Below are 19,697 nucleotides of genomic sequence, written 5' to 3'. Positions count from 1 at the left end.
AAGGGAACCGCCTGCTCGCCATGATCGTCGCCCCGGCGAAGGCCGGGGCCGCTGGGGGTAGGGGCACCCGGCCCGCCAAACTGCGCAGCGGCCCCGGCCTCCGCCGGGGCGACGGAGGATCAGCCGATCGCCATCAGGCTCGCATTGCCGCCAGCCGCCGTCGTGTTGATCGAGGTCGAAACCTCCTCGACCAGCCACACCGGATCATACGCGAGCGGGCGGGCAGGGTCGGCGCGGTGGACCGGCACGATCGCGCCATCGAGCGCCGCCACGCTGGCGAGCGTCTCGCCCGGATCACCCTCGACCAGCGCGACCGCATACGCCGCATCCCCGCCACCAAACATCGCCGCGACACTCGCCGGCAGCCCGGCGGGAAGCGCCATCCCCGCGACCACGCCGCGATTGCCCGTCGCCAGCACCGCCGCCATCTGTTCGATCAGCCCGGCCTCGCTCGCCGGCCTGAGCAGCACGGCACCGCGCGGGTGCAGCGCGTAGAGGTTGCGCTCGCCGACCGGCCCCGGCAACGCGCGCTCGACGCCAAGCGCCGACGCCGCGCCGTAGCGCAGCGCCTTTGCCGCCCCGCGCGCATCGCCGCGCGCCGCCAGCCAGTCGGCGAAGTCGCGCAGAGGCGCCGGGATCTGCCCGCTATGTTCGGCGACATCCGGCGCCACCTGCGCCAGCCGCCCGAGATACAGCGGCCCGCCCGCCTTCGGCCCGGTGCCGGAAAGCCCGCGCCCGCCGAACGGCTGCACGCCGACCACCGCGCCGATGACGTTGCGGTTCACGTACAGATTGCCCGCCCGCACCCGCGCCGTCACCTCGGCGACGGTCGCGTCGAGCCGCGTGTGCAACCCGAAGGTGAGGCCATAGCCGGTCGCGTTGATCGCCTCGACCAGCGCGCCCAGCCGCTCGCGCCGGAACCGCAGCACGTGCAGCACCGGGCCGAACACCTCACGCTCGACATCGGCGATCCGGTCGATCTCGATGATCGTCGGCGCGACGAACGTGCCGTGCGCAGTCGCCACTGGCAGCGGCGCTTGCGTGACGGCATGGCCGCGCGCGCGCATCGCCTCGATATGCTGGGTGATCCCGCCTTGCGCCTCGGCGGTGATGACCGGGCCGATATCGACTGCGAGCGCGTCGGTGCGGCCGAGCGTCAGCTCGGCGAGCGCACCTTTCAGCATCGCCAGCGTGCGATCGGCGACCTCCTCCTGCAGGCACAGGATGCGCAGCGCCGAACACCGCTGCCCCGCGCTGTCGAACGCCGAGGCGAGCACATCCGCCACCACCTGCTCGGCGAGCGCGGACGAATCGACGATCATCGCATTCTGCCCGCCGGTCTCGGCGATCAGCGGGATCGGCTTGCCCGATGGTGACAGCCGCGTGGCAAGCTGGCGCTGGATCAGCCGCGCCACATCCGTCGATCCGGTGAACACCACCCCAGCCGTCTCCTGCGCGGCGACCAAAGCAGCGCCGATCGCGCCGTCGCCGGGCAGCAACTGCAGCGCATCGCCTGGCACCCCGGCGGCATGGAGCAACCGCACCGCCTCCGCCGCGATCAGCGGGGTTTCCTCGGCGGGCTTGGCGAGTACCGGATTGCCGGCGGCGAGCGCGGCGGCGACCTGCCCGGTGAAGATCGCCAGCGGGAAGTTCCACGGGCTGATGCACACCACCGGCCCAAGCGGCGCCTGCTCCGCGCCGAACGTGGCGCGCGCCTGCGCGGCGTAATAGTGCAGGAAGTCGATGGCCTCGCGCACCTCGGCGATCGCGTTTGGCAGCGACTTGCCCGCCTCGCGCACGATCAGCCCGAGCAGCACCGGCATCCGCGCCTGCAACGCCTCGGCGGCACGGTCGAGGATCGCCGCGCGCTCGGCGACCGGCACCGCGCCCCAAGTCGAGGTGGCGGCGCGGGTCGCGGCGGCTTGCGCCTGCGCGGCCGAGGGTTCGAACACCGTGCCGACCACGTCGCGCGCGTCGGCGGGGTTGCACACCGGGCGCGCCACGCCCTCGCCACCGGGCGGCGCGGCGATCCAGCCGGTCGCGGCGCTCTCCAGTAGAGCGGCTTCGAGCGTGGCAAGCGCGCTCTCGTCGCTGAGGTCCAGCCCGCGCGAATTGGCGCGATCGGGATAGAGCGCGGACGGCAAAGCGATCTGGTCGTGGCGCGTCCCCGGCTGCGGCATCGCCCGCACGACCTCGACCGGATCGGCGATCATCGCGTCGATCGGCACCGAAGCATCGTTGATCCGGTTGACGAACGACGAATTGGCGCCATTCTCCAGCAGCCGCCGTACCAGATACGCGAGCAACGTCTCATGCGTGCCGACCGGCGCATAGACTCGGCACGGCCGGCCGAGCTTGTCCGCGCCGACCACCTGTTCGTAGAGTGGCTCGCCCATGCCGTGCAGGCACTGGAATTCGTAATCGCCCACCACGAAATCCGGCCCGGCGAGATGGTAGATCGTCGCCAGCGTCTGCGCATTGTGCGTGGCGAATTGCGGGAACACCGCGTCGCGCGCCGCGAGCAGCTTTCGCGCGCAGGCGATATACGCGACATCGGTATGCACCTTGCGCGTATACACCGGGAAATCCGCCAGCCCGTCGACCTGAGCGCGCTTGATCTCGGCGTCCCAATAGGCGCCCTTGACCAGCCGCACCATGATCCGCCGCTGTGCGCGCCGCGCCAGATCGACGATCCAGTCGATCACGAACGGGCAGCGCTTGCCATAACCCTGCACCACGAAGCCAAGCCCGTTCCACCCGGCGAGATCGGGGTCGAGCGCGAGGCTTTCGAGCAGATCGAGCGACAGCTCCAGCCGGTCGGCCTCCTCCGCATCGATGTTGAAGCCGATGTCATAGCGCTTGGCGAGCCGCGCCAGATCGGTCACGCGCGGCAGCAGCTCGGCCATCACGCGCCCCGCCTGCGCCCGCACGTAGCGCGGGTGAAGCGCCGACAATTTGATCGAGATGCCCGGCCCGCCATACACGCCGCGCCCGGCCGATGCGGTGCCGATCGCATGGATCGCGCGCTCGTAATCGGTGAAATAGCGCGCCGCGTCGGCGGCGGTGGTCGCCGCCTCGCCGAGCATGTCGTAGCTGTAGCCGAAGCCCTTCGCCCCCATCGTCCGCGCCCGGCGCAGCGCCTCGTCGATCGTCTCGCCGGTGACGAATTGCTCGCCCATCATCCGCATCGCCAGATCGACCCCGCGCCGGATCACCGGCTCGCCCGCGCGCGCCACCAGCCGCGTGAGCGCCGCGCCGAGCCCGCGATCATCGACGCTGCCGACCAGCCTGCCGGTGACGACCAGCCCCCAGGTCGCGGCGTTGACGAACAGCGACTTGCCCCCGCCGAGATGCGCGCCCCAATCGCCATCGGCGATCTTGTCGCGGATCAGCGCGTCGCGCGTGGCGTCATCGGGAATGCGCAGCAGCGCTTCGGCGAGGCACATCAAAGCGACGCCTTCCTGGCTCGACAGCGCATATTCCTGCACCAGCCCCTCGACCCCGCTGCCGCGCTTCTGCGCGCGCAGCGTGGTGACGAGCGTGCGCGCGGTCTCGCGCACCGCCGCGCGCGTCGTCTCGTCGAGCGTGGCGGCGGCGATCAGGGGCGCGAGCGCCTCGGCCTCGTCGTGGCGATAGGCGGCGGTGATGCGGGCGCGCAGCGGCGTGGCGGGGCGGATCGGGGGCGCGAAGGCGGCGAAGGGCGGGGGCGTCGTCATGACGCAAATGTAGCAAAGGCGAGGGCAGCGTTTCGACCGATCTTGCGGCAGGATCATACCGGATCGACTTTTGTCAGGCGACATGGCAGGCGAAACGGATGGAAAAGCGACCCGAAACAGTTGATCTGGACGAGTTCGATCACCGCATCGTCGCGGCGCTGGTCGAGGACGGGCGGATGACCGTCACCGATCTCGCCCAGCGCATCGGCCTGTCCAAATCGCCCACGCAAGCGCGGCTGCGCCGGCTGATCGCCGCGCGCGTGATCCGCGGCTTCCGCGCGATCGTCGATCCGGCACGGCTCGGCCTCGATCACGTCGCCTTCGCCGAGGTCAAACTGTCCGACACCCGCGAGGCGGCGCTGCGCGATTTCAACGCCGCCGTGCGCCGCATCCCCGAGGTCGAGGAATGCCACATGATCGCGAGCAGCTTCGACTATCTGCTGAAGGTCCGCACCGCCGACATCCGCCGCTACCGCATCGTGCTGGGGGAGAAGATCTCGAGCCTGCCGCATGTCGAGAGCACGTCGACGTTCGTGGCGATGGAGACGGTGAAGGAGCGGGGTGGGTGAGGGGGGGGGGCGGTTGTCGCCCACCTGCCGCCGTTTTGGTTGCCCATTTCATTCTAAGCACATGAGCTATCGCCAGCAGAATGGCAGGTCGGTGTAGCGTGGCACCGCTATACGCGGACTTTCGAACGTTGCCTTTATCGACTATGATGACGCCGGGGGAGAGTGCCGTTGGAAGGGAATGTATTCTCGGTCGCAATAGCAGCAGTTCTGTGGGTGACTTTGTTCATCGTCTATTGCCTGCTACCTTTAAAAGCACGCGACGGTAAAAAGATGCCTCAACATGAGGGCAGGGCCGCTTTGGCCGCGAGCCTCGTGACGGCGGCTTTTCTAATGCATGAATATTTACACCCGTGAGTTATCGCGTCACGGGCGGTGTTTTATGTTGGGCAGCGATCAATTGCGGCCGTTTATCAGGAGAGGTCCCAGTATCTCGTGTCACCGCTGAAAAAACTTCGTAGAGCATGGTATGGGGCCAGGGCGATACAGTTTCTTGGAAGGCAAGACGCTCAAGCAGCACTGCGGTGCGTCGAAGTTATGCGGGCGCTCGCACCGTTGTCCGCCGCTGAACGCATGTGGTCTCATTACCCGCTCGTGCTCGCAAATCGCTATGATGAAGCGTTTGAGATCATAGACGAAGTTTGTCGAGAAACCGACGATCGTGATGATGTAGACGGCCGGTTCGTCAACCTATGCGCAAGGGCCGTGCGGGCCGGTTATGAGAGCGCGGAACCACTTCGCGATCAATTGCTTCGACAAGCATCGTTGTTGAAGCCGAAAGGCTCCGTCAAAATCTGGTCACAGTTCTACTCGTGAACGGCAGCTCCCCACCACTTTTCGCCAATCGTGAGCCGTCCGATCACAGCTCAGTATCGCATTCCGGGCCATCATCGTCGCAAGTCGCGACAGGTAGCGTCAGGCGGCTTCCGCAACCTGAATATGCACCACCAGCCCGGAGGCGGTCGCGAGGTTCACCAGTGCATCAAGCGAAAACTTCGCCATCTTGCCTTGCAACAGGTCATTGAGACGCGGGCGAGTTATTCCGAGACGGTTGGCCGCGACCTCCTGCGACACGTCCCAAGCCCGCACGCGCGCTTTCAACGCCGACAGTAGCTCGGAGCGTGCCTTGAGATTCGCAGCCTCGGCGGGGGTATCCGCCAGTGCGTCGAACACAGTGTCGAAGGTCTGAACGTCCATCATGTTTGCCTCCATGCCCGCAGACGGCTTGCCGCCGGATCGGTATCGCGTTGCGGCGTTGCCTGCGTCTTTTATCAAAAGCATGCAGGACCAGTACCGCGTCAGGCAGCGTCGCCAGGTAGAGGATCCGGAACGCCCCGGAATCTTTCCTGATCCTGATGTCCCGGACGCCCGGGCCTACCGTTTTCATGGGCTTCCAATCGTCGGGATCGTTGCCGTTCTGGACCTCGCTGCGTTGGTGGCCGGCGTTCGATCGCGCATCGTCCGGGAAGTCCCGCAGCCGGTCGAGGCTGTCGCCGAGAAACGCCATCGGTTTCACAAGAGCTATGTATCAAAATCGATGCACTGTGGCAGGGGGCCTGTCCTACACGCAGCCCCTGTGCCAAACTCGCGCCAACGCTCTTTGAAACCGTCAGCGCCACCCGTCACGGCCACCCCTCGCGCGGGGTGCCCGGCCGTCAGCCATGCCCAAAAGTGACACCGCCCGCACCGTCACTCGAATGGACAACCTTAGCCACGTTTCGCCGCCCCGCGCGTCAGTGTACCGTCACCGCAGATTGCCAGAACGGTCGCGCGGCGCGGGCAAATATCCTCACTCCGGTACGGTCTTGCCGTAGCGATCCCAATGCGCGGTGAGTTCGTCAACCACCTTCGATCCGACCGTGTAGAGGTTCTCCAGCGCGGCGTGCATGCCGGCATAGCCCTCGTTCTCGCGCAGCAGATAGGTCGCGGCATCGACGCCCGGCGGCGGCATCGTGTAGTTGCTGCCGGCGCGCAGCACCATGAAGCGACGCTTGTCGACCCTGCCAATCGTGTCGAGATATGTGATCGACTGGTACGTCCCCGTCTCCTCCATCGCCGAGGTGACGAATTCGCCTTGTCCGTGAGTCCAGTACGTCACCCAATCCTCGGCCCATCCGGTCAAGAGCTTGCCGTGCCAGAACGTCATCGCGGCGAGATTGTCGCCCTTGAGCACGAACGGCGGGCGCTGCCCGGCCGGATAGCCGGTGAAGCGCGCGCGTGCCGCCTTGAGGCCGGCTTCATCGGGCAGCGCGATGTCCTTGGTCAGCGCGAAAGCCCAGTCGCGCAAGCCGGCGTTGATCTCGAACACCTCGCCCTGGCCGACCGGCGGGCTGGTGTCGTTCGGCCCCTTGCTGTGGAGCGCGAAATAGCCCGATGTCCAGTCCTTGGGGATTTCACGCGCGTCGATCTCATGCGCGAGATCGCCATCGACCAGATAGTGCGCCCACGCCGCCGAGCCGATCGAGGCCTTGGCGGGATCGACCCCGGCGATGCCCGCGACCAGCCAATAGGCGCGGCTGAGATCGAACCGCTGGTCGAGCCCCAGCGCGAGCGTCGCGGTCGCCGAGCGGATGCTGCCCATCCCCGTGACCATGCCGAGTGTCTGCGTCTCGGGATTATAATAGAGATCATGGTACGATTGCGGGAAGGGAATGCGCGTGTCGAGATGACGGCGCTCCTTCCAGATCTGGAACTCGCCTGGCATGTCGCCGCTGTCCTTGCCGATCTCGAACATCGTGACGATCACGACCTTGACGGGCAGGGGATGCGCGCAGGCCCCGCCGGGCTGGCAGTCCGCCGGGGCGGCAAGGGCGGGTGCGCCGAGTCCGAACAGCGCGGCGGCGAAGAGCGTGGCGCGGGTCAGCAAGCGCATGGGCGGTATTCCATAATGAGAACACGGGGCGTCGGCCTGCGCCGGCGCCCCGATCAGGTCAGAACTTGTACTGGATCGTCGCCTGGAAGCTGCGCGGCCGTTCGGGCAGCACGATCGTGCCGCCGAACAACTCGGTGAAGTTGGCGCGATAATAGGTCGCGTCAGTCGCGTTCTTGACGACGACACGGAGCAGGAACGGCCCGGTCTCATAGGAGGCGCCTACGTCGACCAATGTATATTCCGGCAGCTTGACCGTGCGCGACTGGCCCGAGAACACCGAGTCGACGTGGACGAGACTGGCGTTGACGGCGATGCCGTTGTCGAACTTGTAGGTGCCGGTGGCGGTGTAGGTGTTGGTCGGGATGCCCTGCCGCCGCGAGGCTTCCTTGTCGGGGATCGGTACGAGCCCGCCGGGCTGGCCGCCGAAGATCAGCGCCGGATTGGTGATGTTGGTGAGGTCGCCGACCCCGAAGAAGCTGAAGGTCGAACCGGCATCGTAGAAGGTCAGATTGTAGACCTTGAGGTGCGTGTACGATCCGGTGAGGAGCAGATGCTTGTCGACCGACCAGCGCATTTCCGCCTCGATGCCCTTGGTCTGCACCGACTGGTTGACGGTCGAGGACTGGATGTTGTGATCAACGCGCTCCTGATTGTAGACCGCGAGCGCACCGTATAGCCTCCCGCCGAGCCAGCTTCCCTTGATGCCGCCTTCGTAGAGCTTCGACGCGGTCATGAAGGTGCCGGCGATCGCGGTGTCGGGGTCGATTTCCGAACCCTGACCAGCGATGATCGTCGTCTGGCGCGAGATCGTGCCATAGGGGATCAGCCCGAATGGCAGCTTGTACGAGACGCTGGCGTTCCACGACCAGCCGTCGTTGCTGCCCGATCCGGACACGGTGGCCGGGGCGACCTCCATCTTGCTCGGATTGTAGGACGAGGTGACATCGACCTTGTCGTACCGGCCGCCGAGGATGACGTCGAGGCCGAAATCGAAATCGGCGTCGAGCAGGCCGGCGAACCCGTAATCGGTGGCATGGCCCTTGATGTAGTTGGTGTAGTTGCAGCCGCATTCGTTTGCCAACAGCCGGTTCGAGGCGGGCGTGTAGCCTTGCGAAAGATCGACACGGTGGAAATATTCGTAGGTGAAATCGTCACCGTGCAGGAAGTGCGTATAGCGAAGCGACGGCGACAGTTGCAGCGAGAACTTGCCGACGTCGGTCTTGAAGGTCTTCGCCGCGACGATCTTGTCCTCGATCACATAGGACTGGTGAAACTGCGAGAAGCCGTAGTCATTGTTGTTCCGGTTGCGCGTTCCGTCGTAGAAGAACTGGTTCTTGATCTCGAGGTCATTTCCGCCATCCCAGATGATGTCGAAATAGCCGGTCGACTGCTTGTTCTTGAGGAAATCGTTCGGCCCGGTCAGCACGTCCTTGCGGCTGAGCGTGGTGGTGCCGGGATTGGTCAACGCGAGCAATGGCGAGAGGGTGGTGTTGGTGTACATCGCTGCAGATGGGCGGAACGGGTTGAACACGGCGGTGCCGCCCGCCGCCTTGATTTCCGCCGGCGACATCTGGCCGTCGCCATTGGTATCGAGCGAGGGCGGCGTGCCGGTGATGTAGGTGCCGTTGTCGACCAGAGCCTGAGTCAGCCGGTTCCAGCCGCCATTCTGCTGGCCATCATATTTCTGGTACATGCCGCCGAATTCGACGCGCAGCGAATCGGTGATCTGGTTGTCGAACGCTGCCTGCAAGACGACGTTGCGAGTCGACATGTTGCGGTAATAGCTGCCCGAATCCTCGACCTCGCCGTACAGGCTGTAGCCGAATTCGGTGCCGCCGAAGCGCAAGGGGCCGCGCAGTTCCGCCTTGATGTCGTTGTACGACCAACTGCCGCCGGTGTAGCTGACCTGACCCTGCGCGTGATCGAGCAGCGCGCCGCCCTTCACCCGCGCCGATTTGGGCACGAAGTTCATGTAGCCGCCGGTCTTGGACGGGCCGTAGATCGGCGAGGAGGGGCCGCGCACGATATCGATACGGTCAGCGGCGGCGATCGGCGTGGGATAGTTGCCGGGATTGTCGAGCCGGCGCATGCCGCGGAAGAACACTTCGCCCGGCGTGCCGCGAATATCGAGCGCGCCGCCGACCCCGAAGAACGAGTTGGTGAACGTGCCTGGCGACTGCGCCACGAGATCGTAGATGTCGGTGACGCCGTAGCGCTCCATCTGCTCCGAACTGATCGTCGAGACCGAACGCGGCGTCTCCAGCACACTCTTGTTGAAGCCGAAGATCGAGCTGACATCCTGGTTCGGCAGCGCGTTGAGCGCGCCGGTGACGACGATGTCCTTGTTCTCGTCGGGCGCCGCATCGGGCGCCGGCGCCGGTGCCGGCGCATCGGCCGCGCGGGCGGGTGCCGCGATCACCGGGCATGACAGCAATGCCGCCGCGAGCGCGGTCAACGAAGCGTAGCTGCGACGATGCCGCGCGGCGGAATCGTTCCTGAAACCAAGAAGGTAAGTTTGTGCCATCGATGTATGTCCCCCATTTCGCGGCGGGCGGCTTTTGTCTCGCCCGCTGCCGACCCGTTTTATGTCCCCGCCTCGTCTGCCCATCCATTTCCCCGGATGTTGCAGTGCGTCATGGTAATGACGCCTTCACGATATTGTAAAGAAGATCGTATTCTCTTCCGGAAGTTTCTGCCGCTTCGTTACTCGTGCCGCAAACAAGGCGCGTCCGCGCTGCGGAGCGCCGCGCTTTGTGGCATCGCAGCATGATATGTGCGTAGGGGCTTGACGTAGCGCCATCAAACGCAATGAATCCCACGGAGCGTTGCAAAAAATAGAGGGGTGCCAATGCCAGCCTTTTCGCGATTCCTGCGGTACTTCATGGCGGTTGGGCGGCTCGGTTCGATCCGCAAGGCGGCCGATGTCCTCAACGTGTCGGCATCGGCGATCGATCGGCAGATTCTCAATGTCGAGGCCGATCTCGGCATGCCGCTGTTCGAACGGTTGCCAACCGGCCTGCGCCTCACCGCGGCGGGCGAGATCATGATGGCGGCCGGGGGGCGGTGGCAGAAGAACCTCAGCGACGTGCGTGCGCAGATCGAGGATCTGCGCGGACTCAAACGCGGGCACGTCGACATCGCCGTGATCGACGCGCTCGCCAAGGGCTATCTGCCCGGCATCGTCCGGTCGCTCCAGAGCCGCTATCCCGGCATCACGATCGGCGTGCGCGTGGTCGAGAACGACAAGGTGCGCGCCGCGATCATGAACGGTGAGGTCGATTTCGGCATTTTCTTCGAACCGCAATCCTATCGCGGCATCACCGTGCGCGCCTTCGTCGAGGTGGTGCTGGGGCTGATCACCCGGCCGGATCACCCGCTCGGGCAAAAGAAGGAAGCGCGTTTCTCGGCGGTGACCGGCTCGGCGCTGATCGTGCCCGCCGAACCGCTCGCGGTCAGCCAGCAGATCGCGGTGCTGGAGGGGATCACCGGCGTCGTGCTCGATCGTACCGTCACCTCCGACAACATCCAGATGATCGTGTCGCTGGTGTTGGAGGGGGTCGGCATCGGCATCCTCACCTCGATCGACGTCTTCACCGAGGTCAAGCGCGGACTGCTCGGCTTCACGCGCATTTCCGATTCGATCCTGCGGCCGATGACGCTGGCGCTCGCCACCGCGACCGCGCGTACGCCATCCTATGCGGCGAGCATCGTGCTGGCGGAAATCGAGAACGATTTCGCACAGCTCGGCTATCCGGGGGCGATCCAGACGGCTGCTGCAGAGGCGTAACGATTGCCGCGACCGCGCCGAGACGATATCCGGGGCGCTTTCTCCAAGCATTCTGGATTCGCCCGATCATGAGCCCGGACCTCTATTACATCCCTTATGAGACCTTCCTCGCCGATGTCCGCACCGTCGCGGCGAGCGTCTCGGCAGGCGACTGGAAGCCCGATTTCGTGATCGGTATCGGGCGCGGCGGACTGGTGCCGGCTGTGTTCATCTCGCACCAGCTAAACCTGCCGATGCTGTCGGTCGATCATTCCTCCAAGGTGCCGGGCTTCGCCGACGAGCTGCTGCGCAAGGTGGCGGAGAAGAGCGCAGCGGGTGAGCGGCTGCTGTTCGTCGATGACATCAACGATAGCGGCGGTACGATCGCCTATATCCGCAAGCTGCTCGCCGAGACCGGCTGCGACAGCGGCAATCTGCGCTTCGCGGTGGTGCTGGACAATGTCCGCTCGCAGGCGCGGGTCGATTACCGGGCGGAGACGATCGACCGCGACGGCGACAAGCGCTGGTTCGTGTTCCCCTGGGAAGCCGTTGCGATGAGCGCGACGATCGTCGAGGAAGCGATGTCGGTGCCGGAACGCTTGGCCTGACGCGCGGCTATCGCCGCCGCGCGACGAATAGCGCCAGCGCCACCGACGCGGCGATCGCCACCGCAGTCTCGCTCAGCGAATGGGCGTTCCATTGCCACACTTCGAGACCGGCATAGCCCGGCATGTTGGCGCGGCGGCCGCCGCCGAACTGCTCGATCCATTGATATTCGCGCTGTGTGATCTCGCGCATGATGCACACCGCAGCGCCCGCGAAGCAGCCGAGCCATAGCGACGCCTTGGTGGACGCGCCGAGCCATCGACCCAGTGCCCAGCAGGCAAGCTGGATGCCGATCGCGACGGGAACGTGGGCGAACATGCTGTCTTAGCCTCCACACGCGCCGGGTCGCATGGTCAGGCGACCAGCGCCTGTTCTTCGAAGCCGCCCTCTTTCACGATCGCGTCGATCGCGAGCAGCCGCGCAAGCAGGGCTTCTAGCCGGTCGAGCGGCCAACTGTTGGGGCCGTCCGACATCGCCTTGTCGGGGTCGGGGTGCGTTTCCATGAACAGGCCCGAGATGCCCGCCGCGACGGCGGCGCGCGCCAGCACCGGCACATGCTCGCGCTGTCCGCCCGAGGTGGCGCCGCGTCCGCCTGGCAATTGCACCGAATGCGTCGCGTCGTACACCACCGGGCAGCCTGTCTCGCGCATGATCGCCAGGCCGCGCATGTCCGAGACGAGGTTGTTGTAGCCGAAGCTCGCCCCACGCTCGCACACCATGAAATCGGCGGCGACGCCCGCGCTCTCGGCCGCGGCGCGTGCCTTGGCGACGACATGCACCATGTCGCCGGGCGCCATGAACTGTCCCTTCTTGATGTTGACCGGCTTGCCCGCCGCCGCGACCGCGGCGATGAAATCGGTCTGCCGCGCCAGGAAGGCGGGGGTTTGCAGCACATCGACCACTTGGGCGACGGCGCGCACCTGGCTCTCGTCATGCACGTCGGTCAGCACCGGCAGTCCGGTTTCGGCGCGGACTTTCTCGAGAATGCGCAGGCCTTCTTCGATGCCGGGGCCGCGGAACGACGTGCCCGAACTGCGGTTCGCCTTGTCGAAGGAACTCTTGTAGATCAGCAGCACGCCGAGCCGGTCGGCGATGGCGCGCAGCCGCGTCGCGGTCGCAAGCGCGAACGACTCGCTTTCGATCACGCAGGGGCCGGCAATGAAGAACATCTTCTGATTCGGACCGATTTGCTGCCCACACAGACGCATCCACGACCTCACTAGACTTGCCACGCGGGAAACTGTCTCTCAAGAACAACAGACGGTCGCGTATTGGTTTCCCTGCGCCGCGAAAGCGCTGGAAGTCAATGCGATGCGCTTCTAGGACAGCCGCGAGACGCTTAAAGCGCCGCCATTGGGGAATGTTATGCCGGCGATTGCTACCAGCGGAGCGGACGAACCCGGCCTGCTGTCCGCCCTGCGCACCACGCGCATCGAAATGGATGCGCTCCGCGCGCTGTCAGAGGCGCTGCATGTCGCCCCCCTCCGACAGAGCTTCACCGCTGCCGTCAGCGCGATCAGCGGACATGGCGGCCGGCTGATCGTGACCGGCATGGGTAAGAGCGGCCTCGTCGCGCGCAAGATCGCCGCGACGATGACCTCCACCGGCACGCCGGCGCTGTTCCTCCATCCCGGCGACGCCAGCCACGGCGATCTCGGCACGATCGGCCATGACGACATCGTGCTGGCAATGAGCTGGTCGGGCGAGACCACCGAGCTGGGCGACATCATCGCCTATTGCCGCCGCTTCGGCGTCAAGCTGATCGTCGCGACAGCGCGACCCGACAGCACCGCCGGCCGCGCCGCCGATATCTGCCTCGCGCTGCCGATGGTGCAGGAGGCATGCCCCAACCAACTCGCGCCGACCTCCTCGACGACCGTGCAGGTTGTGCTGGGCGATGCGCTCGCGGTCGCGCTGATCGAGCGGCGCGGCTTCACGCGGTCCGATTTCCTCACTTTCCATCCCGGCGGCCGGCTCGGCGCGCAACTCGTCACCATCGTGCAGTTGATGGCGCGTGGTGAGGAAGTTCCGGTGGTGCGGCTCGGCGCGACGCTCCAGGACGCGATGATCGAGATGAGCCAGAAGCGCTACGGCTGCACCGCCGTCGTCGATGAGGCGGACCGGCTGGTCGGCGCGTTCACCGACGGCGATCTGCGACGCAGTTTCGCGAACAAGCATCTCGGCGACGATATCCGCCACCACATGACTCAGACGCCGATCGTGGTCGCCCCCGAGACGCTGAGCTCGGACGCGCTGCGCATCCTCAACGAAAAGGCCGTGTCGGTGCTGTTCGTTTGCGAGGATCAGCGGCTGGTCGGCGTCGTCCACCTCCACGATATGCTGCGGGCTGGCGTTGCCTGACACGCGCGCGGCGGAGGACGCACCGCCCGACCTGATCGTGATCCCCGCCCGCTACGGCTCGACCCGGCTCCCCGGCAAGCCGTTGGTGCTGATCGCCGGGCGCACCTTGCTGTCACGTGTCATCGTGATCGCGCGCGAGGGCGCGGCCCGCGTCGGCAATGCCGAGGTGGTGGTCGCGACCGACGATCCACGCATCCTCGACCACGCCTGTGAACTCGGCTGTGCGGCGGTGATGACCGATTCGGCGATCACGTCAGGATCGGGCCGTGCCTGGGCGGTCGCGCGCGGGCGGACGGTGCCGCCGCCGATCGTCGTCAATTTGCAAGGAGATGCGCCGTTCGCCGCGCCCGGCATGATCGCCGCGCTGATCGCGGCGCTGCGGGACTCGCCCTGCGGGGTGGCGACGCCGGTGGTGCAGCTCGACTGGGCGGCGCTCGACGCTTTGCGCGCGCATAAGCTGGCGTCCCCGTTCAGCGGTACGACCTGCGTTCGGCGCGCTGATGATCGCGCCTTGTGGTTCTCGAAGACCGTCCTTCCGGCGATCCGAGACGAGGCACGGCTACGCGGCATGGGTGAACTGTCGCCGGTGTTCCGCCATATCGGCCTCTACGCCTATCGCTTCGCGGCGCTGCAAGGCTTCGAGCAGACCGCGCCGACCCCGTATGAGGTGCTGGAGGGACTCGAGCAGTTGCGCTTCCTCGAAACGGGTGAGGATATCCTCACCGTCGCGGTCGCACCGCCGCGCCACGCGATGTCGGGGATCGATACGCCCGAGGACGTCGCGATGGCCGAAGCGCTGATCGCCGAACATGGCGAGCCGCATCTGTCATGGACCTGATCGTCACGATAGTCCGCCACGGCAACACATTCGAACCGGGCGAGCCAGCACGCCGGATCGGCGCGCGCACCGATCTGCCGCTCGTCGCGAGCGGGCACGCGCAGGCGCGCGCGCTGGGGGGCGCTTTGCACGGGTTCGAGCGCGCGCTGGCAGCGCCGCTGCTGCGCACACGCGAGACCGCCGAGGCGATCCTCGCCGCGCAGCCCGAGGCGCCTGTGATCGAACACGCCGACTGGCTCACCGAGATCGATCACGGCCCTGATGAAGGCGCGACCGAGGATGCGGTGGTCGCCCGTATCGGCCACGATGCGCTCGCCGCCTGGGATGCGGAGGCGCGCGTACCCGACGGGTGGAGCGTCGATGCGGAGCGCAGGCTGGCGGGGTGGCGGGACCTGTGGACGCATGGCGCAGGGCGCGTGCTGATCGTCACCAGCAACGGCGCGGCGCGCTTCGCGCTCCGCTCGGACGCGGCGCTGCAACGACAGGCCGCGGCGTTGCCATCACTCAAGCTGCGAACCGGGGCGTATGGGGTGATCGTTCGGGATGCGGACGGGCTGCGGCTGCTTGACTGGGACCGCCGGCCGTGATCCGGCGCTTGCATCGTGGCTGTGCTTCCCCGAAAGCGCCACGCATGATCCGCGTGCGCCTCGGCTGACCTTATGGACGCGTCGCTGCTCCGCGCGCCCCCGTTTCCGGGGATCGACGCCGCCGTGACACGATCGGGCGCGGTGGCGCCCGACACGCTCGCGCCCGAGACGATCGACCGCCTGTTCGCTGCGATCGGCGCGGCGCGCGTCGGCGGTACGTTCTGGGCGCGGTCGGTCGAGCGCGGCGACGGGACGGTGATCGTGCGCGCCGCCGCCGCTCCGGCTGATGTGGGCAACGCGCTGTTGATCGATCGGGCGGCGGAGGTTGATCCGTGGTCTCTGCTCGACGCCGGATCGACATTGGTGGCGCATGGCGATGACGAATGGCTCGCACTCGCGATCATCGCGGGATGTCGGGTGCGCATTCTCTCCGCCGGTCGGTTCGGCGTGCCGCGCGACGATCTGGCGACGCTACGCCGCCGCGTTGCCGACGACCTCGCGAGCGTGTGCTACCGCGATCCGTACACCGGCGAAGACACCACCCTCGATGCGACGATTGCGCTGCTCGGTGCGTGGCGGCGCATCTTCACCGCCAACCGCAACATCGTCGCGGGCTGCGGTTTCAGTTGGTGGAAACGCCGCGAGATCGCGCGTTTCCTGTGGACGCCCGAACACCTCTTGCGATTCTTCCGCTCCGAACGCGCGGCGCTGGCACATGCCGAGCGGCAACGTGGCGCCTTGGCGGTGTGGCCCTCGCGAGTCTCGGCGGCGCTGGTGGCGCAAGCTGCCGCGCGTAGCGTGCCGTTGGTGCGGGTCGAGGACGGCTTTGTGCGCTCGGTCGGGCTCGGCAGCAACCTCGTGCCACCGTCCTCGATCGCAGTCGATCGGCTTGGCATCCATTATGATCCAGCGCATCCGAGCGACTTGGAAACGTTGCTCGCAAACGAGGATTTCGCGCCCGAGATGCTCGCCCGCGCTGCTCGGCTCCGGGAGACGATCGTCAAGGCCGGGATCAGCAAATACGGCCAGGATGCCGCGCAGCCGGCCCCGGCGCGCGATGGCAACCGCCGGCTCGTGCTGGTGGCGGGGCAGGTCGAGGATGATATGTCGGTACGGCTTGGCGGGGCAGGGCTGGCGAGCAATCTCGAAGTGCTGCGGCGTGCGCGCTCGCTCGAACCCGACGCGGAAATCTGGTTCCGTCCCCATCCCGACGTCGATGCCGGTCACCGTATCGGCGCGGTGCGCGATGCCGATGCGCTTCTCCATGCCGACCGCATCGTGCGCGGCGGTGGCATGGCGCCGCTGCTCGACACGGTCGATGCGGTGCATGTCCTCACCTCGCTGACCGGGTTCGAGGCGCTGCTGCGCGGGTGTGAGGTCACCTGCCACGGCGTGCCATTCTATGCGGGCTGGGGCCTGACGCGTGATCTTGCAGCCGTCCCCGACCGGCGCGGCAGGGCGCTGACGCTCGACGCGCTCGTCGCTGGCGTGCTGATCGCCTATCCGCGCTATCTCGATCCGGTGATCGGGCTGCCTTGCGCGCCCGAGGTGTTGATCCGGCGCATGGAAGCCGGCGCCGCGCACAACCGGCTCGGCTGGGTGACACGCCTCAAGCAGGTGCAGGGCCGCTTGGTGAGGCGCCGGCCATGAGCGAGGTGATCCTCGATCTGTCGCGGCTGGTGTCGCGGGTGCGGCATCATACGCCGTCGGGCGTCGATCGGGTCGAGATGGCCTATGCGCGCGGATTGCACGCGCGGTATGGTGACGGGCTGCGCTTCGCGATCGTCCATCCGGTCGGGCGATACGGCCGACTGCCCGCCGCCAAGGCGCTGCGCTTCCTCGACATGCTCGAAGAGCGCTGGGCGCTTGAGGACGGGGATGCCAAGCCACGTTCGCTCGCGGCCGTGTTACCGGCATTGCTCGATCTGCGGCCCGAGGCGCCGCGTCCCGTACCGGGCAGCGTCTATGTGCAGGCCTCGCCGCATCACCTCACCAGGCCCGATCTGGTGCGGCGTATCCTCACGCGCGAACAGGCGCGCTTCCTCTGCCTCGTCCATGACCTGATCCCGATCGACTATCCCGAATATGCCCGGCCGAATGGCGCCGCGCTCCACCAGCGGCGAATCGAGACGGTCGCCGCGCTCGCGGATGGGGCGATCGTCAACTCCGCCGCCACCGGCGAATCGCTCAGGCCCTGGCTGGAGAAGGCAGGGCGCGATGTGCCAACGCACGTCGCCTTGCTCGGCACGCATGACATGCCCTTAGCGGTGACTCCCAACCCGGTCCCCGCGGACCCCTATTTCCTTTGCGTGGGCACGATCGAGCCACGCAAGAACCATCTGCTGCTGCTCAACCTGTGGCGCGCGATGGCCGAATCCCTGCCGGCGAGCGCGGTGCCACGCCTTGTTATCGTCGGGCGGCGCGGCTGGGAGAATGAGCAGGTGATCGACATGCTCGAACGCTGCCCGGCGTTGGTCGGTCATGTCGAGGAGCGTAACGGCTGTTCCGACGGCGCCCTGCGTGATCTGCTGCGCGGCGCGCGCGCGCGCTGCTGCTGCCGTCGTTCGCGGAAGGATTCGGCATGCCGGTGACGGAGGCCTTGTCGGTCGGAACGCCAGTGATTTGCAGCGATCTGCCAGCGTTGCGCGAGGCGGGCGGCGATGCGCCCGACTTCATCGATCCGCTCGACGGTCCCGGCTGGCGCGCGGCGATCCTCGACCATTTTCGTAACGGGCCGCTTCATACGGCGCAACGCGAGCGCCTGACCGCATGGCGTGCGCCGACGTGGGACGATCATATCGCGATCGTCTGCGCCGCGATCGAGGCGCTGCGAACCTAGCGCTTCTTGGTGGGAACCTCGGTGCCGAACACGCGATCCCAGAAGATCGCGGTGATCGCGAAATTGCCCTCCTGCTTGGCGTAATGGTGCCGGATATGGTGTTTGCGCAACTGCCGCAGCACGGGCGCCCGCATCGGGAACTGATGACAGGCGTAATGTACGCTGTCGTACACCACGTAGCCGATGCCGAAGCCGAGAAAGATCACCGATCCCGCTGGGCCGAATGCCGCGTACAGCAATGCCCACACCCCGCACGAGATCGTCACGCTGACGATCGGCGGCATGATGTTGCGCATCCCGTCACCGGGGACGACGTGATGGTTGCCGTGAGTCAGAAAGATCAGCCATTGGCCGAACTTGGACCGCAGCTTGAGGTGGAAGATGAAGCGGTGCATCGCATATTCGAACAGCGACCAGATCAGCAGCCCCGCCGCGACCAGCGCGACCGAAGGCAGAAAGCTTGCCACGCCCCAGCTTGCGCGAATCGCGATCGCGAGAAACACCGCCCATGTCACGGCGAACACGATAGGAGAAATCAACGTAAAGCGTTCGAGCAGATCGTTCTGGAACAGCCTTATGCGCTGGGGACTGGACCCGGACTTCATCATTGACAGTTTCGCTCTTCCCGGATCGACGCGTACACGTCCGGATCGTATGGGCACTGCCGGAGGTCGACTGTCAAGTTGCGACGCAGCAAAAATCCGCCAATCTGCATTGCTTCGGGGCCGAATGCACAAAAGCAACACTTTCGAAGCGGATAGATGACAGGTTGATGACGCCACCAAACCATATCCTCATCACGGGCGCGTCGGGTGGCCTCGGTGGCGCACTGGCGCGACATTACGCCGTGCCCGGCCGTAGCTTGCTGTTGTGGGGCCGGGACGCCGCGCGGCTGGAAGCCGTCGCCGCCGCGTGTCGCGCCACCGGCGCGACTGTGGCACTTCGCATGCTCGACCTTTCCGACAGCGCGTCGGCGGTCGCAGCGCTCGAAACCGATGATGCCGCGCACGCGATCGATCTGGCGATCTTCGCCGCGGGGCTGGGCGATACCCGCGCACCGGGCGCACGCGTTGAGGATGCCGCGCAGATCATACGGCTCGGGCTTGTCGATTTCGTCGCGCCAGCGGCGATGGCGGCGGCGCTTGCCGATCGCATGGCGCGGCGCGGGGCCGGGGGGATCGTATTGGTCGGGTCGGCCGCGGCCTTCCATGCACTGCCGTTCGCGGCGGGCTATTCGGGGGCGAAGGCGGGGCTGGCGCGCTTCGCCGCGGCATTGCGGATCGGGGTGAAGCCGCATGGCGTTCGCGTGACGTTGGTTTCGCCCGGGTTCATCGATACAGCGGCGGCGCGGCGCACGCCCGGCCCCAAGCCCTTCCTGATGCAACCCGCCGACGCCGCCGCGCGAATCGCCCGCGCCGCGGAGGATGGGCGCGCGCACGCGATCCTACCGTGGCCCTTCGCGCTGCTGCGCTGGTTCGATCGGTTGCTGCCCGCAGTCTTCCGCGACCGACTGCTGCTGAGCCTCACGCCGCCGGAGCGCTGAACG

Annotated in this window: 17 protein-coding genes and 1 pseudogene; 10 read left to right on the top strand and 8 right to left on the bottom strand. The window is 66.6% G+C overall.

What is annotated here, in order from left to right; translation table 11 throughout:
* Positions 1 to 119 precede the first annotated feature (119 nt).
* Positions 120 to 3,716, bottom strand: coding sequence for a trifunctional transcriptional regulator/proline dehydrogenase/L-glutamate gamma-semialdehyde dehydrogenase (putA, locus tag J0A91_RS00750; protein WP_069203307.1), 3,597 nt, complete (start codon positions 3,714 to 3,716; stop codon positions 120 to 122).
* A 98-nt stretch (positions 3,717 to 3,814) separates the two neighbouring features.
* On the opposite strand from putA, the gene J0A91_RS00745 reads away from it, so the two are divergent.
* On the top strand, positions 3,815 to 4,285 hold the full coding sequence (locus J0A91_RS00745) for an Lrp/AsnC family transcriptional regulator (RefSeq protein WP_069203306.1): 471 nt from the start codon (positions 3,815 to 3,817) through the stop codon (positions 4,283 to 4,285).
* Positions 4,286 to 5,197: 912 nt separating this feature from the next.
* Here J0A91_RS00745 and J0A91_RS00740 read toward each other — a convergent pair.
* From J0A91_RS00740 to J0A91_RS00725, 4 genes and pseudogenes are all read right to left on the bottom strand, one after another.
* Positions 5,198 to 5,482, bottom strand: a complete 285-nt coding sequence (locus J0A91_RS00740) for a helix-turn-helix domain-containing protein (protein ID WP_240502157.1) — start codon at positions 5,480 to 5,482, stop codon at positions 5,198 to 5,200.
* Between the two features lie 115 nt (positions 5,483 to 5,597).
* Positions 5,598 to 5,789, bottom strand: a pseudogene (locus J0A91_RS24730) (type II toxin-antitoxin system RelE/ParE family toxin); the annotation flags it as partial.
* Positions 5,790 to 6,071: 282 nt separating this feature from the next.
* A complete protein-coding gene (locus tag J0A91_RS00730; RefSeq protein WP_069203305.1) occupies positions 6,072 to 7,154 on the bottom strand; it encodes a purine nucleoside permease in 1,083 nt (360 codons plus the stop codon).
* Positions 7,155 to 7,212: 58 nt separating this feature from the next.
* Positions 7,213 to 9,678: a TonB-dependent siderophore receptor gene (locus J0A91_RS00725; RefSeq protein WP_083224423.1), complete on the bottom strand. Its 2,466-nt coding sequence runs from the start codon at positions 9,676 to 9,678 to the stop codon at positions 7,213 to 7,215.
* A gap of 324 nt (positions 9,679 to 10,002) precedes the next feature.
* Here J0A91_RS00725 and J0A91_RS00720 point away from each other — a divergent pair, with 324 nt between their 5' ends.
* Both J0A91_RS00720 and J0A91_RS00715 read left to right on the top strand, forming a co-directional pair.
* Complete coding sequence (locus J0A91_RS00720) at positions 10,003 to 10,941, top strand: LysR family transcriptional regulator (protein WP_069203304.1); 939 nt, start codon at positions 10,003 to 10,005, stop codon at positions 10,939 to 10,941.
* Between the two features lie 68 nt (positions 10,942 to 11,009).
* Positions 11,010 to 11,528: a phosphoribosyltransferase gene (locus J0A91_RS00715; RefSeq protein WP_069203303.1), complete on the top strand. Its 519-nt coding sequence runs from the start codon at positions 11,010 to 11,012 to the stop codon at positions 11,526 to 11,528.
* Between the two features lie 7 nt (positions 11,529 to 11,535).
* On the opposite strand, the gene J0A91_RS00710 is transcribed toward J0A91_RS00715, so the two are convergent.
* Together J0A91_RS00710 and kdsA are read right to left on the bottom strand one after the other, a co-directional pair.
* Positions 11,536 to 11,844 carry a hypothetical protein gene (locus tag J0A91_RS00710; RefSeq protein WP_069203302.1) on the bottom strand — a complete coding sequence of 103 codons (309 nt, stop codon included), beginning with the start codon at positions 11,842 to 11,844 and terminating at the stop codon, positions 11,536 to 11,538.
* A 35-nt stretch (positions 11,845 to 11,879) separates the two neighbouring features.
* Entirely contained in the window at positions 11,880 to 12,734 is an 855-nt protein-coding gene (gene kdsA / locus J0A91_RS00705; protein WP_069203301.1) for a 3-deoxy-8-phosphooctulonate synthase, read from the bottom strand.
* Positions 12,735 to 12,891: 157 nt separating this feature from the next.
* Here kdsA and J0A91_RS00700 point away from each other — a divergent pair, with 157 nt between their 5' ends.
* The 6 genes from J0A91_RS00700 to J0A91_RS24725 all read left to right on the top strand — a co-directional run bounded on the left by J0A91_RS00700 (position 12,892) and on the right by J0A91_RS24725 (position 18,151).
* Positions 12,892 to 13,887 (top strand): KpsF/GutQ family sugar-phosphate isomerase, encoded by a 996-nt coding sequence (locus J0A91_RS00700; RefSeq protein ID WP_069203300.1) that lies wholly within the window; start codon positions 12,892 to 12,894, stop codon positions 13,885 to 13,887.
* On the top strand, positions 13,880 to 14,725 hold the full coding sequence (locus J0A91_RS00695) for a 3-deoxy-manno-octulosonate cytidylyltransferase (protein WP_240502156.1): 846 nt from the start codon (positions 13,880 to 13,882) through the stop codon (positions 14,723 to 14,725). The genes J0A91_RS00700 and J0A91_RS00695 overlap by 8 nt, the downstream gene beginning before the upstream one ends.
* Positions 14,716 to 15,312 (top strand): histidine phosphatase family protein, encoded by a 597-nt coding sequence (locus tag J0A91_RS00690; protein WP_069203299.1) that lies wholly within the window; start codon positions 14,716 to 14,718, stop codon positions 15,310 to 15,312. The genes J0A91_RS00695 and J0A91_RS00690 overlap by 10 nt, the downstream gene beginning before the upstream one ends.
* A gap of 72 nt (positions 15,313 to 15,384) precedes the next feature.
* Entirely contained in the window at positions 15,385 to 16,962 is a 1,578-nt protein-coding gene (locus J0A91_RS00685; RefSeq protein WP_069203298.1) for a capsular polysaccharide export protein, LipB/KpsS family, read from the top strand.
* Positions 16,959 to 17,903: a glycosyltransferase family protein gene (locus J0A91_RS00680; RefSeq protein ID WP_240502155.1), complete on the top strand. Its 945-nt coding sequence runs from the start codon at positions 16,959 to 16,961 to the stop codon at positions 17,901 to 17,903. Before J0A91_RS00685 ends, J0A91_RS00680 begins: the two co-directional genes overlap by 4 nt.
* Positions 17,861 to 18,151, top strand: a complete 291-nt coding sequence (locus tag J0A91_RS24725) for a glycosyltransferase (RefSeq protein WP_338056994.1) — start codon at positions 17,861 to 17,863, stop codon at positions 18,149 to 18,151. Before J0A91_RS00680 ends, J0A91_RS24725 begins: the two co-directional genes overlap by 43 nt.
* Here J0A91_RS24725 and J0A91_RS00675 read toward each other — a convergent pair.
* Positions 18,148 to 18,759, bottom strand: coding sequence for a sterol desaturase family protein (locus J0A91_RS00675; RefSeq protein ID WP_069203297.1), 612 nt, complete (start codon positions 18,757 to 18,759; stop codon positions 18,148 to 18,150). The two genes, J0A91_RS24725 and J0A91_RS00675, sit on opposite strands and share 4 nt — an antisense overlap.
* Before the next feature lie 164 nt (positions 18,760 to 18,923).
* Here J0A91_RS00675 and J0A91_RS00670 point away from each other — a divergent pair, with 164 nt between their 5' ends.
* Entirely contained in the window at positions 18,924 to 19,694 is a 771-nt protein-coding gene (locus J0A91_RS00670) for an SDR family NAD(P)-dependent oxidoreductase (RefSeq protein WP_069203296.1), read from the top strand.
* The last annotated feature ends 3 nt before the right edge of the window (positions 19,695 to 19,697 follow it).

The organism is Sphingomonas panacis (assembly GCF_001717955.1).
Lineage (GTDB): Bacteria > Pseudomonadota > Alphaproteobacteria > Sphingomonadales > Sphingomonadaceae > Sphingomonas > Sphingomonas panacis.
Note: the sequence above shows the minus strand (reverse complement) of the source record. Positions and strands in the feature narration are given on the sequence as shown.

Coding starts and splice junctions, on each gene's coding strand:
- putA (WP_069203307.1), bottom strand. CDS start 3,716: ATGACGACGCCCCCGCCCTTCGCCGCCTTCGCGCCCCCGATCCGCCCC.
- J0A91_RS00745 (WP_069203306.1), top strand. CDS start 3,815: ATGGAAAAGCGACCCGAAACAGTTGATCTGGACGAGTTCGATCACCGC.
- J0A91_RS00740 (WP_240502157.1), bottom strand. CDS start 5,482: ATGATGGACGTTCAGACCTTCGACACTGTGTTCGACGCACTGGCGGAT.
- J0A91_RS00730 (WP_069203305.1), bottom strand. CDS start 7,154: ATGCGCTTGCTGACCCGCGCCACGCTCTTCGCCGCCGCGCTGTTCGGA.
- J0A91_RS00725 (WP_083224423.1), bottom strand. CDS start 9,678: ATGGCACAAACTTACCTTCTTGGTTTCAGGAACGATTCCGCCGCGCGG.
- J0A91_RS00720 (WP_069203304.1), top strand. CDS start 10,003: ATGCCAGCCTTTTCGCGATTCCTGCGGTACTTCATGGCGGTTGGGCGG.
- J0A91_RS00715 (WP_069203303.1), top strand. CDS start 11,010: ATGAGCCCGGACCTCTATTACATCCCTTATGAGACCTTCCTCGCCGAT.
- J0A91_RS00710 (WP_069203302.1), bottom strand. CDS start 11,844: ATGTTCGCCCACGTTCCCGTCGCGATCGGCATCCAGCTTGCCTGCTGG.
- kdsA (WP_069203301.1), bottom strand. CDS start 12,734: ATGCGTCTGTGTGGGCAGCAAATCGGTCCGAATCAGAAGATGTTCTTC.
- J0A91_RS00700 (WP_069203300.1), top strand. CDS start 12,892: ATGCCGGCGATTGCTACCAGCGGAGCGGACGAACCCGGCCTGCTGTCC.
- J0A91_RS00690 (WP_069203299.1), top strand. CDS start 14,716: ATGGACCTGATCGTCACGATAGTCCGCCACGGCAACACATTCGAACCG.
- J0A91_RS00685 (WP_069203298.1), top strand. CDS start 15,385: ATGGACGCGTCGCTGCTCCGCGCGCCCCCGTTTCCGGGGATCGACGCC.
- J0A91_RS00680 (WP_240502155.1), top strand. CDS start 16,959: ATGAGCGAGGTGATCCTCGATCTGTCGCGGCTGGTGTCGCGGGTGCGG.
- J0A91_RS00675 (WP_069203297.1), bottom strand. CDS start 18,759: ATGATGAAGTCCGGGTCCAGTCCCCAGCGCATAAGGCTGTTCCAGAAC.
- J0A91_RS00670 (WP_069203296.1), top strand. CDS start 18,924: ATGACGCCACCAAACCATATCCTCATCACGGGCGCGTCGGGTGGCCTC.